This window comes from Paraburkholderia sp. CI3 (assembly GCF_050436505.1).
Classification (GTDB): domain Bacteria; phylum Pseudomonadota; class Gammaproteobacteria; order Burkholderiales; family Burkholderiaceae; genus Paraburkholderia; species Paraburkholderia tuberum.
In genome coordinates, this window is sequence record NZ_JBNDMI010000004.1 from 4,295,635 (window position 1) to 4,308,407 (window position 12,773).

Below are 12,773 nucleotides of genomic sequence, written 5' to 3' on the forward strand. Positions count from 1 at the left end.
TCGATTATTTGTAGATGGGGGCGCGTTTTTCGAGGAACGCGGTGATGCCTTCGAGACCGTCGCGATGATGCAGCGACGCGACGAAGTTATCGCGCTCGGCGACCAGATGATCCGCGAGCGGCTGCGTACCGGCCGCGGCGATCAGCCCCTTGATGCGCGCGACCGAATTGGGCGAAATCGCGCCGAGCTCGTCGGCCCACGCGAGCGCGTTATCGAGCGCGGTGCCGGCTTTGGTGAGCCGGTTGACGACGCCGAGTTCGTGCAGACGCGCGGCGCCGATCGGCTTGGCTTCGATCAGTACCTCGGTGGCCAGCTGGCGCGGCAGCGCCTCGGCGAGAAACCACGAGCCGCCGCCGTCGGGCGTCAGGCCGACGCGTGCGTACGACATCGCGAATTTGGCGTTGTCCGCGGCGACGATCAGATCGCAGGCGAGCGCGAGCGAAAATCCGGCGCCGGCCGCCGCGCCTTCCACCGCGGCAATGACCGGCTTCGACGATAGCCGCAGTGCCGAAATCCATTGAGCGAGCATGTCGATGCTATCGGCTTGCACGGAGGGATCTTTCGCGCGATTTTCGAGCAGGCGGTTCAGGTTGCCGCCTGCGCAAAAGAAGTTATCGGCGCCGGTGATCACGACGGCGCGAATCGACGGATCGCGCTCGACGGTATCGAATGCCTCGATGCCCGCGGCGTACATGTCCGGATGCAGCGCGTTGCGCGCGCCGGGGTTCGACAGCGTGAGGACCAGCGTGGATTCGCTGCTGGCCGGGCGTGAAGCGAGCAGGGCGGCGCTCATGATTGGGTCTCCGTTGGGATGTCGGCGGCGTCGCGTTGCGTGAGCGCGAGGCCGAGTTGCGCGCGTCTTGCGAGCCATGGCGACGGACGATAGCGCGGTTCGCCGAGCACGCTGTGCATGTTGCGCAGGATCGCGAGAATGGTGGTGGCGCCGAGCGCGTCGCCGAGCGCGAGCGGTCCGCGCGGATAGCCGAGGCCGAGCATGACGGCGAGGTCGATGTCCTCCGGCGTCGCGATCTGCTTCTGCGCGATGTCGCAGCCGATGTTGACGATCGTCGCGACCACCCGCTGCGCGACGAAGCCGGTCGAATCGCGGATCACGGTGACGGGGATGCCGTCGGCGGCGAACAGCGCATGCGCGCTATCGCGCGCGGCGCGTGTCGTGGCCGGCGTGGTCATCAGCGTGCGGCGTTGCGCGCCGACGAGCGGGAACAGTGCGTCGACGGCGACGACGCGGCTCGCGTCGAGCGCTTCGTCGACCGCGGCCGTGGTCGCGTCGTGGCCGAACGGCGTGACGACGATCAGCGAACCGGCGGCGGGCGTCGCGCCTTCGTCGAGCTTTACGCCCGCTTTGCCGACCAGTTGCACGACTGCCTCATACGCGTCGCGGTAGCGTTGGCTGACCCACACGCTTTGCGGCAGCGTGGTCGGCGCGGGCGCTTCGGCGGCAACCTGCTGCTTACCGTCCACGTAGCGATAGAAACCTTCGCCGCTCTTGCGGCCGAGCAGTCCGCCCGATAGCCGCGTGCCCGTGATCGGCGACGGTGTGTAACGCGGTTCTTCGTAGAACTGGTGATAGATCGACTCCATCACCGGATGCGACACGTCGAGCGCAGTCAAGTCCAGCAGCTCGAACGGCCCGAGGCGAAAGCCGGCCTGCTCGCGCATGATGCGGTCGATGTCCGCAAAGCTCGCGACGCCTTCGCCCGCCACGCGCAAGCCCTCGGTATTCATGCCGCGGCCCCCGTGATTGACGATGAAGCCCGGCATGTCCTTCGCGCGCACCGGCGTGTGGCCCATGCGGCGCGCGAGTTCCATCAGCGCGTCGCCGGCTTCGGGGTCGCTGCGCAGGCCGTCGATCACTTCGACGACCTTCATCAGTGGCACCGGATTGAAGAAGTGATAGCCGACCACGCGCGACGGAACGGTGCAGCCCGCGGCTATCGCGGTGATCGACAGCGACGACGTATTCGACGCGAGGATGCAGCGGCCGCTGACCACGGTTTCGAGCTCGCGAAACAGCGCCTGCTTCACCTCGAGCTTTTCGACGATCGCCTCGATGACGAGATCGCAGCCGACCAGCTCGCTGATCGCCTGCACGCCGCTCACGTTGGCGAGCGCGGCGAGCGAGCGCGACTGCTCCAGCTTGCCTTTGGCCGTCAATTTGGCGAAAGTCTCCGCGAGATAGTCGCGCGCGGCGCCGACGGCGGCCGCGTTGGTGTCGTAGAGCCGCACGCGCAGGCCAGCGAGCGCCGCGATTTGCGCGATACCGCGGCCCATCGCGCCGGTGCCGACAATGCCGATGGTCTCGATGCTGAAATTGCGAGAGTTCATTGTGATGCCCGACTCCATGGTTATTTTGGAATGGCACGATCGTGCAATTTCTTGGATGATTCGATGGAAAGCCGCTGCTTCAACCTCGACGCGCGGTCTCACACACCATGACACAAGGAGACACCCCATGATCAAGCTGTGCGGTTTTGCGCTGTCCAACTACTACAACAAGGTCAAGTTCGTGCTGCTCGAACATGGCATCGAGTTCGAGGAGCAGTTCGTGAAGCCGAGTCAGGAAGAAGCGCTGCTCGAGCATTCGCCGCTCGGCAAGGTGCCATATCTGCAGACCGAGCACGGCGACCTCTGCGAGTCGCAGTGCATCGTCGAATATCTGGCTGCGCGTTTTCCCGACAAGCGGATCTTCTGCGCCGATCCGTGGCAGGCCGCCAAGGAACGCGAAATGATCTTTTTCGTCGATGTACATCTCGAGCTGACAGTGCGCAATCTGTACAAGGAAGCGTTTTTCGGCGGCACGGTCAGCGACGCGACGAAAGGGCGCGTCGAGAAGCTGCTCACGCATCACATCGCCGGTTTCAAACGGATCGCGAAGTTCTCGCCGTATCTGTGCGGCGAGCAATTCAGCGTGGCGGATACCGCCGGCTACGTGAGCCTGCCGCTCGTCGGTATGGCGACACAGACCATTTACGGCCGCGATTTTCTGCTCGAAGCGGGGATCGACTGGAAGCGCTACGTGAAGACGATCAACCCGCGGCCGGCTGCGCAGCGCGTGACGGAGGATCGCAAGGCCTGTGTCGCGGCGTCGCGTGTGTCCTGAGGGGATGAGCGCAGTGCCATGAAGCGCGCATGGGTGCGAAGCGCACACCCGTGCCGCGCAGCGCGATGGCAAGTAACGTGGGTTCGTTCGTGGCATCGCGCAAGGCATCCTAGAGCCGCGCGAGCCGTTCGAGCGCGGTAGCGAGCGTGCCTTCCTGCTTGGCGAAGCAGAAGCGCACCACGCCCGACTCGTGCGCCTCGTGATAGAACGCCGAGACCGGAATCGCCGCGACGCCGATTTCGCCGGTCAGCCATTGCGCGAATTCGGCTTCGGGCAGGTCGCTGATCGCCGAATAGTCGACGCACTGAAAATACGTGCCCGTGCACGGCAGCAGCCTGAAGCGCGAATTCGCGAGGCCCGCGTGGAAGAAATCGCGCTTGCGCTGATAGAACGCCGGTAGCTCCACGTACGGCGCCGGGTCCTTCATGTAATCGGCGAGGCCGATCTGCATCGGTGTGTTGACGGTGAACACGTTGAACTGGTGCACCTTGCGGAACTCGGCGCTCAGCGCGGCGGGCGCGGCCACATAGCCGACTTTCCAGCCCGTCACGTGGTAGGTCTTGCCGAAGCTCGACACGACGAAGCTGCGCTGCGCGAGTTCCGGATAACGCGCGACGCTTTCATGCGGCGCGCCGTCGTAGACCATGTGCTCGTACACCTCGTCGGACAGGATCAGCACGTTGGTGCCGCGCACGATCTCCTCGAGCTTGCGCATGTCCTGTTCGCGCCACACGGTGCCGGTCGGATTGTGCGGCGTGTTGATCATGATGAGCCGCGTCTTCGGCGTGATCGCGGCGGCGAGCTTGTCGAACGGGATCGCGTAGTCGGGTGCGTCGAGCGTGACGAAAACCGGCTTGCCGCCCGCGAGTTCGATCGACGGCAGATAGCTGTCGTAGGTCGGTTCGATCACGATCACTTCGTCGCCGGGATGGACAGTGCAGAGAATCGCGGTCAGCAACGCCTGTGTGGCGCCCGCGGTCACGGTGATTTCGCTATTGGCGTCGTAGTGGCGGCCGTACAGATTCGCGATCTTGTCCGAAATCGCCTGACGCAGCGGCAGCACACCGGCCATCGGCGGATACTGGTTGTGACCGTCGCGCATCGCGTTCGCGACCGCGTCGACGATGCGCGGATCGCAGGCGAAGTCGGGAAAGCCCTGACCCAGATTCACCGCGCCTTTTTCCGCGGCGAGCGCGCTCATCACGGTGAAAATCGTCGTGCCGACGTTCGGCAGGCGAGACGGAAACGTGGGGCTCGTGGGCGTGTCGTGCGGTGCGTTCATGGCGTCGTGGGTAGCAGGGCGATAAGGTGGGCCGGTTCTCGAACTGTCGTTGCGAAGGGCGAAGCCTGATTGTAGGGAATCGCGACACGCTGTGCGCGCCGCGGGTGTCACGTTGATCGTCAGAAGCCGCCTGACGATGAACCTTCAACATGCGCTCGGCTCAACGCGCCACACGGACGGTCGGATTCACGCGTTGACGGGCTCGCCCCCAGCATTCTGCGCGATGCCGATTTCCGCGACGAACGGTGCCGGTTGCGCGATCCTGAAGCCGAAGTCGCGCGCGATCCGTTTCGCGAGCTTCAGCACCGCACGGTCTTTCGACACGAGCCAGTCGGCCTGCGCCGCATGCGCAAGCTCGAGAAACTTCTGATCGTCGCGATCCTTGCATTGGGGCAGCGGCCGCGCGTCGGCGGCGGACTCGGTCGGCTCACATGGCTCGACCAGTTGCGCCAGCCGCGCGACGACCGCGAGCGCAGCGGCTTTGTCGACATTGCGGTGCGCGAACTGCGGATAGTCGAGCACGTAGGCGAGCTCGGCGAGGCAGCGCGCGTCGATCAGCGCGGCGAGCGCGCCGCTTTCGAGCGCGGCGGCGATCGGCCGCGTGTGAGGGTCGTCGAATACGAGTATGTCGATCCAGACATTGGAATCGAGTACGACGCGCAACGCGCCGCTTGAGGCGAGGGAACCGGGCATTCGTTACAATCGGGCTTTCGTCTTTGACCGCCAGGCACGGCGTGCCTGCAAGCCTCTATGATAATCGTTCTGTCGCCGGCGAAATCGCTCGACTACGACACCCCGCCGCACGTCAAAAAGCACACGATCCCCGATTTCGTCGATGACGCCGCCGAACTGATCAGCGGCCTGCGCCGTTTGTCGCCGCAACAGATCGCTTCGCTGATGAGCATTTCCGATCAGCTCGCGCACCTCAATTTTCAGCGTTACGCGGACTGGTCGCCGCAATTCGGCACGCACAACGCCAAGCAGGCGGTGCTCGCTTTCAACGGCGACGTGTACGAAGGTTTCGATGCGAAGACGTTGTCGTCGGCCGATCTCGACTATGCGCAGAATCACGTGCGGGTGCTGTCGGGCCTCTACGGCCTGCTGCGTCCGCTCGATCTGCTGCAGCCGTACCGGCTCGAAATGGGCACGCGTTTCGTCAACCCGCGCGGCAAGGATCTGTACGCGTTCTGGGGCGAGCGGATCACGCACGCGTTGAACGCGCAGTTGAAGAAGAATGCGGCCACCTCGCGCGTGCTGGTCAATTGCGCATCGGGCGAATACTTCAAGTCGGTCAAGCCGAAGCTGCTCGACGCGCCGGTCGTCACGCCGGTATTCGAAGACTGGAAGGGCGGCCGCTACAAAATCATCAGCTTCCATGCAAAACGCGCGCGCGGCTTGATGGCGCGCTTCGCGGTGGAAAATCGCCTCGATCGTCCCGAGCAGTTGAAGGACTTCGAGACCGAAGGCTACGCGTTCTGTGCCGAAGCCTCGAACGACTCCACTTTCGTATTTCGCCGCCGCGTTGCGGAATAAGCGTGCCGCTGCGCTAAAAAGGCAGCGTGAATTCAGGCAGGGAAGACTCCGATGACGTTATCGATTACGAGCAATTTCGACGCGGGCGCAGTTGATGTGTTGTCCTGCGAGGACGCCGGCAATATTCGCCTGCGCGTACGGCCCGACAGCCACGCCGAGTTTGCGCAGTGGTTCTATTTCCGCCTGTCGGGCGCGGCGGGCGAGCGCTGCGTGATGACCTTCGAGAACGCCGCCGCGTGCGCGTTCGCGGAGGGCTGGCGCGACTATCGGGCGGTCGCGAGCTACGACCGCGTGAACTGGTTTCGCGTGCCGACGTCGTACGACGGCCGCGTGCTGACGATCGACCATACGCCCGATTTCGACAGCATCTACTACGCGTACTTCGAACCGTACAGCGAGGAGCGTCATGCGGAGTTTCTCGGCGCCGTACAGCAGATGCCGCACGCGTCGCTGACCGAACTCGGCAAGACGGTCGAAGGCCGGCCGATTTCGCTGCTCACGCTCGGCACGCCGCCCGCCAACGATGCCGCCAACGCCGTGCCCAAAAAGAACATCTGGCTGATTGCCCGGCAGCATCCGGGCGAGACGATGGCGGAATGGTTCATCGAGGGGTTCGTGAAGCGCCTCGTCGGTTGGGGCGATTGGGCGGGCGACCCGGTCGCGCGCAAGCTCTACGATCATGCGGTGTTTCACATCGTGCCGAACATGAATCCGGACGGCAGCGTGCGCGGCAATCTGCGCACCAACGCGGCCGGCGCGAACCTGAATCGCGAATGGATGGAGCCGGATGCCGCGCGCAGTCCCGAGGTGCTGGTGGTGCGCGACGCGATTCATGCGATAGGCTGCGACCTGTTCTTCGATATTCATGGCGACGAGGCATTGCCGTATGTGTTCGTCGCGGGCTCCGAAATGTTGCCGGGCTTCACCGAGCGGCAGGGCCGCGAGCAGACGGCGTTCATCGAGGCGTTCAAGCACGCGAGTCCGGATTTTCAGGACAAGTATGGCTATGCGGCGAGCAAGTATCGCGAGGATGCGTTGAAGCTCGCGTCGAAGTACATCGGCAACGAATTCGGCTGTCTGTCGTTGACGTTGGAAATGCCGTTCAAGGACAACGCAAATCTGCCCGACGAGCGGGTCGGCTGGAACGGCGAGCGCAGCGCATCGCTTGGCGCCGCAATGTTGCAAGCGATCCTGCGACACGTGGAGACGTTCGCCTGAAGAAGCGGACGGATGGACACAAAAAACGAGGCACGCACGGCAAAAGTGCGTGCCTCGTTTTTTATTGGGGCGACTGATCGGACGGTGGCGCGGCTCGATCAGCGCCAGATGTCATTGGCTCTTCTTCTTCTTCGAGTTCTTGTTTGCCGATTTGCTCGACGTCGTGCGCGACGATTGGCCCGAGCCTGTCTTCGACGACTTCTTCGACGTCTTGCCGCCGACCGCGTGCTTGCCTTTGCCGCCTTTGTGCTGGCCCGATCCCGCGCTATGCGCGCGGTTTGGCGGTACCGGATCGTTCCAGCTGAATGCGAGCATCTGCGAGCCGACGTAGCCGCAGCGGAATTTCAGATCGGCCGGCTCGCCCGAGTTGTCCTGGCGCACGCCGACGCCCTCGACGGTGACGATGCTGTCCACCTTGACGCGCTGCTTGCCTTCGTCGAACGAGTCGTTCCATGGCGTGACCGACGAGTGCGCACTGTCGAACGAACTGGACGGGAATTCGACGTGGTCGAAAGCGGTCGACGTGCTCGCGACGAAGTCGCCATGCGCGGCGCAGTCCGCGACGAGCGGATCCGCATGCATTTCGGTGATAAATCTTTTGACGAGGTCGTTGTGCTGTTCGAGCTGATCAGCGAATGCGGGAGCCGCGCAGATGAGCGAGAGACTCGCTGCGCAGGCTGCCAACCGGCCGATCACCCGCAGCAACCGGCTCGGTACATTGGTGCGATCCATCTAGTTCTTTAGACGCAAATGGGAGATGAGGCAAATAAGATGCCGCGCGCAAGGGTTGAGTTCAATGTTGCTGCAAATATTCTGCCTTGTCCTGATGGGGGCGCCCGGAAAGTCTCCAGTGATGAGGCGCTGATTATCACAGATGCGCCGCACGCGACGTCAAAGCGCGCATTCTCAGGTGCGCGGGCCGCCCAGACGATAGCGCCGCACGTCGTAGGTGGTCACCCATGCGGGACGGTAGACCGCGATCAGCGCGGTCGCCATGCCAGTGAACCATGCTTCGCCGGTGGCGAGCAGCAGCACGCTGAGCGCGTAGCCGATCGGCACCACGGTCATCGAACCGCCGGACACGACGATATGGATGCCGAGCGCTGCCGCGGCCGTCAACGACACGGCAATGGCGGGCGAAACGAAGCCCTGGCCGAAGATGAACATGAAAAGATTGCGCGGTAGCCACGCGGTGCAGATGCGCTGGAGCAAGGTCGAGATGGCGACGGGCAGGGCTCCGTACACGAGGAACGTCAGCGCGATGCCCTGCCACGGCGCATCGAAGACGACGGCGGCCAGCCCCGCGACCACCGCCATCGCGATCAGGGCGAGCCCCCAGTCGAACAGCGTGACGACGAGCGTGGCGCCGAGCAGGTGCATCACGGTGCCGTCGTCGAGCCAGGCGTTGCTCGACCACAGCACCGACACCGCGACGATTATCGCGAGCCAGACATGCTGGAGCGTGCCGTCCTGAAGTCTTTTGAAAGGTTTTTTCCACAGCGCGAGCGCGATCACCATCGCAGTGGCAATCCAGCCACCGACAGCGACCCAAAACGGAAGCGGTGTGTAGAGGAAACCCATGTGTCTCATATTACTCGTTGGACGACAAAAGGTGTGAGCGGATTCCATGCCAGCCTACCCTCGACGCTGCGCGCATGCGGGCGTTCCAACCCATGCGCGCGGCGTGCCCCGAGCCCCGCGTCATGCGGAACCCGGCCCGACCGACTTCCGCGCGGGCCGGCCGGGAGGGGCCTCACTGTACGACGTGGCGGGCTCCGCGGCCATCGGTAGCGCGCTGCTGGTGTCGCTGCCCGGCAACGGATACTGGAAGCGCGCACGTGTGCGGCGCCGGAGCGGAACTGGGCCAGGCTGCCCGCGGATGACCGGCCGCGCGCTGTGCTCGCCGTTGTTGCGCAGCACTTGCAAATGATTCGTGAGCCATCCGTTGTAAAGCGCGACCGCCGCGGCGCGATTGGGCGCACCAAGTTGCTGGAATATGCTCGTCAGGTGGATCTTGACCGTACCTTCGCTAATGCCGAGCGTGCGCGCGATCATCTTGTTGGTGCTGCCCATGTGCACGCAGCGCATGATCTGCTCCTGCCGCGGTGACAGCCCGCCCGAGAGTTTGTTGCGGCGGGGCGGCGGACTTTCTTCGTCGAACGTACGGATCGCGGTGTCGGTCGGCAGCGGCGGATCGATCGCCAGCGCGCCGGGCGGCACGTAGTGACCGCCGAGCAGCACCATTTCCAATGCGCGCACGATCAGGCAGGGATCGGTGTCGCGTGGAACAACGCCGAGCACACCTTCGTCCATCAGCGCGCGCACGAGCGCGGGCAAAGTCCCGTCGGTGAGCACGCTGATGCGCAGGTCCGGAAAGTGGCTGAGCAACGCACGCACCTGCGCAACCGACATCCAGTCCTCCCAGTCGATCACGACGAGATCAGGCCGATAACGCTTGAACGGACGTTCGAGCAGACGCCATTCATCGGCTTCTGTGAAGCGTGCCAGCCGGTCGATCTGCCGCAGCAAGGACTTGAGTCCATCACGTCGTTCTGCGTTTGAATTGAGAATCGCGAAGCGCATGCATGTCTCCAGATGTATCGGGCGAAATGGCGCGACGCATCTGTGGGACTCGTGGAGCTGACTCGATCACGGCGATGCGTCACGGTGCCTATGATGACAAATTCCCTTCGTTTTGACGGCTGTCCAAAAGGCATAAGAAATGCGGACAATCAACAAAAAAGCCCCGTATATACGGGGCCTTTTTGCGATAGGGCAGGGATGTCGACTTCGGTGTCAATGGAAATGGGGTTGCGCGGGCTCGGCGTCTTCGGGCATTTCCGCGTGGACGATTTCGCCGAGCGGGTCCGCATACAGCGGCACGCCGCAGTCGTCGCAATATTCCGGCTCGAAGCGGCCCGCGTGGCGGCGCACATCCGTGATGCCGGTTTCCTTGAGCAGCGCGACGATTTCCTCGAGCGGTTCGTCCGAGTCGGTGATTTCCTCCGGCTCCTCGTCGATGCCCGCCTCGCCGTTTTCGCGGCCGTAGAGTGGCCACACGACACCGTAGATCACGTCGTTGCTGCCCTTGCGCGTGAAGCCGACGCGGTACTCGTCGATGCGCCGTTCGCCGAAGCCGGCGACCACCGCGCGCAGATCCTGCGGCGCCGCGCCAATAGTGTCGAAAAGATAACGCACGGCGGTACGCACGGTGTGCGGACGCACACTTTCATCGGCGTCGCGGCACGCCGAGTAGTACGCATCCGGCAGCAGACATTCGAATTCGCAGCCCGGCAGCACAACCGACAGATTCGCGCCGCCTTGGGTGGCCCATTGCTCGAGACATTGGCCGCGCTCGATGCGAGTGCCGTGCTCTTCTTCCTGCCAGCGGAACGTCGCGTCGCCGACGGGAGCGGCGACTACGGCGAGCAAAAAGCGCGGGTCCGCCAGAATCGGCGAGGTCTCCGGCAGTTCGCCGAAATTGAGCTTCGCGTTGCCGCCGCTGACCGCGGCTTGCGCAAGTTGCTGGGCGATGCGCCACGTTTCGACGTGATGGCGCGGCAACTGGTCGATGCTGAACAGGAACGGAGCCATTGCCACGCGCGTGTTGGCGGCGAGCACGTGCGCTTGCAGGTGCGCGCGCAGGGCGTCGGCGGCGTCGGACTTGAGCGGGCCGGACGGAATCACGTAGCGGGTCCAGGCGAGCACAGGCGCGGCGATCAGCAGCGCTTCATAAGACACGCCTTCATGTTCGATCACGAACGATTCGCTGTGCGTTTCCGCCATGTCGGCCAGCGCGCCGTAGGCATCCGGATGGTTTTGCTGCAGATGGTCGAGCGCGGCGTCCAGCGTAGTCTGGTTGGCGTTGCGCACGACTTTGGCCAGCAGCGCGTCGAGCTTCGCTTCCCAGAAGCGATCTTCGGTACGGCTGCCCGACGCGAAAAGCGCGAGCGAGAGACCGACGAGCTTGTCGGCGTCGGGAGGGAGACGTTTGGTGATTCGCGAGCGCATAAATCCAGAAAAATTGGGGGCACGGAACCTTATATTGTAGTCTTTTCCAGGCAGCTATATGGATTGGCCAGCAATCTCCGGGCAATTTGGGCGCTTTCATCTCAAAAAATGCGGTCGCCACGGGCACAGTCGCAAGCGACTCGCAACACCCTGGCGGGATGGTATAAGACACCCCGGACGCCCAACTCGCTTCTATACTGACGGCGTTCAGCGGGCGCCTGACGGGCGTGTGTCATGTCATTGCCACGGTCTGGCGCATTAGGAGATTCATCGTGAAATCTGACCAACTGATCGAGCGACTTGCCGCGGTATTCGCATTGATTGTGCTCGTGGGTGGGTCGTTGCTGGTGCTGGCGCCATTTACGACCGCGCTGCTGTGGGGCGCCATCCTCAGCTACAGTTCCTGGGGACTCTACCGGCGACTCACTGGCGTGGTCGGCGGGCGGCGCAAGCTGGCCGCGACCTTGATCGTGCTGATTATTCTGGTCGTGGTGCTCGGGCCGTTCGTCTATGCGGGTTTCGCGTTCGGCGCGCATGTTCACGACATCGTTGCGCTGGTGCAAAGACTTTTCGAGTCGGGGTTGCCCGATCTGCCGCCGTGGGTGCAGCGGATCCCGCTGGTTGGTTCGAGCATCGGGGCCTTTTGGGAGCGCTTGACCAGCAGCAATTCCGAGTTGATCGCGCAATTGCGCACGCTCGCCGCTCCGGCTGGGAAGTGGATTCTGGCGGCGGCGCTTGCGGTGACGCATGGGCTGGGGCTGCTGGCGTTGAGCATCGTGCTCGCGTTCTTCTTTTATACCGGTGGCGAGGGGGCGGCCGCCTGGCTGAAAGCCGGCATGCGTCGAGTAGCCGGTGAGCGCGCCGAGTATCTGCTGGCGCTGGCGGGCAGCACGGTGAAGGGGGTGGTCTACGGGATTCTTGGTACGGCCCTCGTACAGGCGGTTCTCGCGGGATTCGGTTTCTGGATGGCGAGCGTACCGGCGCCGGCGTTGCTCGGGCTCGTGACGTTTTTTCTGTCGGTGGTGCCGGGCGGTCCGGTCATTGTCTGGTTGCCGGCAGCGATCTGGCTGTATCAGGGCGGGTCGACTGGATGGGCGATTTTTGTGGTCATATGGGGCCTGCTGGTAGTCGGCATGGCCGACAACGTCATCAAGCCGATCCTGATTGGCAAAAACAGTGACATGCCGTTGATTCTGGTGATGCTCGGCATCCTCGGCGGCGCGTTTGCGTTTGGTTTTCTTGGTGTTTTCATCGGCCCGACGTTGCTGGCGGTCGCCTATACCGTGCTGCATGATTGGACGATCGGCGCATCCGCCGCCCAGACGCTGGCGCCCGAAGTGAAAACCCCATCGATAGACGATCCGGGCCGTATGGGAAAGATCCCCTAAGGAAAACCCCAGGATTTCGCTTGCAAGTCCCGATGTCGGCGACTAGAATTCCGCTCTTTCGTGCTCCGGACGCCGGGGTGCGGAGAAGCGGGAAGCCTTTGATGGCGTGGGCTTCAGCGGTGTGGGCAGGTTAAGCGAGTGATAAAAACCTGTTGACGATCCGACGGAAGTTCTCCATAATTTCGCTTCTCTGCTGCAGACGCAGCGACGCAAACGAAGC

General features: G+C 63.5%; 12 protein-coding genes. 4 read left to right on the forward strand and 8 right to left on the reverse strand.

Annotation, left to right across the window (positions count from 1 at the left end; genetic code table 11):
* Window positions 1-4 precede the first annotated feature (4 nt).
* Window positions 5-793: an oxepin-CoA hydrolase, alternative type gene (locus OKW29_RS41225; protein ID WP_090803799.1), complete on the reverse strand. Its 789-nt coding sequence runs from the start codon at window positions 791-793 to the stop codon at window positions 5-7.
* Window positions 790-2,364 carry a 3-hydroxyacyl-CoA dehydrogenase gene (locus tag OKW29_RS41230; protein WP_429294897.1) on the reverse strand — a complete coding sequence of 525 codons (1,575 nt, stop codon included), beginning with the start codon at window positions 2,362-2,364 and terminating at the stop codon, window positions 790-792. Before OKW29_RS41230 ends, OKW29_RS41225 begins: the two co-directional genes overlap by 4 nt.
* A 109-nt stretch (window positions 2,365-2,473) precedes the next feature.
* On the opposite strand from OKW29_RS41230, the gene OKW29_RS41235 reads away from it, so the two are divergent.
* Window positions 2,474-3,121, forward strand: coding sequence for a glutathione S-transferase family protein (locus tag OKW29_RS41235; protein ID WP_429294898.1), 648 nt, complete (start codon window positions 2,474-2,476; stop codon window positions 3,119-3,121).
* Window positions 3,122-3,230: 109 nt separating this feature from the next.
* Here the strand turns inward: OKW29_RS41235 and OKW29_RS41240 are convergent, their stop codons facing one another.
* Both OKW29_RS41240 and OKW29_RS41245 read right to left on the reverse strand, forming a co-directional pair.
* Window positions 3,231-4,403 (reverse strand): pyridoxal phosphate-dependent aminotransferase, encoded by a 1,173-nt coding sequence (locus OKW29_RS41240; protein WP_184072131.1) that lies wholly within the window; start codon window positions 4,401-4,403, stop codon window positions 3,231-3,233.
* A 186-nt stretch (window positions 4,404-4,589) separates the two neighbouring features.
* Window positions 4,590-5,096, reverse strand: a complete 507-nt coding sequence (locus tag OKW29_RS41245) for a putative toxin-antitoxin system toxin component, PIN family (RefSeq protein WP_429294899.1) — start codon at window positions 5,094-5,096, stop codon at window positions 4,590-4,592.
* A gap of 57 nt (window positions 5,097-5,153) precedes the next feature.
* On the opposite strand from OKW29_RS41245, the gene yaaA reads away from it, so the two are divergent.
* Window positions 5,154-5,936 (forward strand): peroxide stress protein YaaA, encoded by a 783-nt coding sequence (gene yaaA, locus OKW29_RS41250; RefSeq protein ID WP_184072133.1) that lies wholly within the window; start codon window positions 5,154-5,156, stop codon window positions 5,934-5,936.
* 51 nt (window positions 5,937-5,987) lie between these two features.
* A complete protein-coding gene (locus OKW29_RS41255) occupies window positions 5,988-7,154 on the forward strand; it encodes a M14 family metallopeptidase (RefSeq protein ID WP_429294900.1) in 1,167 nt (388 codons plus the stop codon).
* Between the two features lie 111 nt (window positions 7,155-7,265).
* Here the strand turns inward: OKW29_RS41255 and OKW29_RS41260 are convergent, their stop codons facing one another.
* The 4 genes from OKW29_RS41260 to OKW29_RS41275 all read right to left on the reverse strand — a co-directional run bounded on the left by OKW29_RS41260 (window position 7,266) and on the right by OKW29_RS41275 (window position 11,165).
* Complete coding sequence (locus OKW29_RS41260) at window positions 7,266-7,886, reverse strand: BspC domain-containing protein (protein WP_429294901.1); 621 nt, start codon at window positions 7,884-7,886, stop codon at window positions 7,266-7,268.
* Window positions 7,887-8,060: 174 nt separating this feature from the next.
* A complete protein-coding gene (locus tag OKW29_RS41265) occupies window positions 8,061-8,735 on the reverse strand; it encodes an energy-coupling factor ABC transporter permease (protein WP_184028785.1) in 675 nt (224 codons plus the stop codon).
* 120 nt (window positions 8,736-8,855) lie between these two features.
* Window positions 8,856-9,737 carry a LuxR C-terminal-related transcriptional regulator gene (locus tag OKW29_RS41270; RefSeq protein WP_429294902.1) on the reverse strand — a complete coding sequence of 294 codons (882 nt, stop codon included), beginning with the start codon at window positions 9,735-9,737 and terminating at the stop codon, window positions 8,856-8,858.
* Window positions 9,738-9,950: 213 nt separating this feature from the next.
* The gene (locus OKW29_RS41275) at window positions 9,951-11,165 is read right to left on the reverse strand and encodes a DUF2863 family protein (RefSeq protein WP_429294903.1); all 1,215 of its coding nucleotides are present in this window, start codon (window positions 11,163-11,165) and stop codon (window positions 9,951-9,953) included.
* Between the two features lie 272 nt (window positions 11,166-11,437).
* Between OKW29_RS41275 and OKW29_RS41280 the strand changes: the two genes are divergently transcribed.
* Window positions 11,438-12,553 (forward strand): AI-2E family transporter, encoded by a 1,116-nt coding sequence (locus OKW29_RS41280; protein ID WP_429295024.1) that lies wholly within the window; start codon window positions 11,438-11,440, stop codon window positions 12,551-12,553.
* Window positions 12,554-12,773: the final 220 nt, after the last annotated feature.

What these genes read in the sequence shown, in the direction of transcription:
- OKW29_RS41230 (WP_429294897.1), bottom strand. Translation starts at nt 2,364, where the DNA reads ATGGAGTCGGGCATCACAATGAACTCTCGCAATTTCAGCATCGAGACC.
- OKW29_RS41255 (WP_429294900.1), top strand. Translation starts at nt 5,988, where the DNA reads ATGACGTTATCGATTACGAGCAATTTCGACGCGGGCGCAGTTGATGTG.
- OKW29_RS41265 (WP_184028785.1), bottom strand. Translation starts at nt 8,735, where the DNA reads ATGGGTTTCCTCTACACACCGCTTCCGTTTTGGGTCGCTGTCGGTGGC.
- OKW29_RS41260 (WP_429294901.1), bottom strand. Translation starts at nt 7,886, where the DNA reads ATGGATCGCACCAATGTACCGAGCCGGTTGCTGCGGGTGATCGGCCGG.
- OKW29_RS41245 (WP_429294899.1), bottom strand. Translation starts at nt 5,096, where the DNA reads ATGCCCGGTTCCCTCGCCTCAAGCGGCGCGTTGCGCGTCGTACTCGAT.
- yaaA (WP_184072133.1), top strand. Translation starts at nt 5,154, where the DNA reads ATGATAATCGTTCTGTCGCCGGCGAAATCGCTCGACTACGACACCCCG.
- OKW29_RS41275 (WP_429294903.1), bottom strand. Translation starts at nt 11,165, where the DNA reads ATGCGCTCGCGAATCACCAAACGTCTCCCTCCCGACGCCGACAAGCTC.
- OKW29_RS41225 (WP_090803799.1), bottom strand. Translation starts at nt 793, where the DNA reads ATGAGCGCCGCCCTGCTCGCTTCACGCCCGGCCAGCAGCGAATCCACG.
- OKW29_RS41235 (WP_429294898.1), top strand. Translation starts at nt 2,474, where the DNA reads ATGATCAAGCTGTGCGGTTTTGCGCTGTCCAACTACTACAACAAGGTC.
- OKW29_RS41270 (WP_429294902.1), bottom strand. Translation starts at nt 9,737, where the DNA reads ATGCGCTTCGCGATTCTCAATTCAAACGCAGAACGACGTGATGGACTC.
- OKW29_RS41240 (WP_184072131.1), bottom strand. Translation starts at nt 4,403, where the DNA reads ATGAACGCACCGCACGACACGCCCACGAGCCCCACGTTTCCGTCTCGC.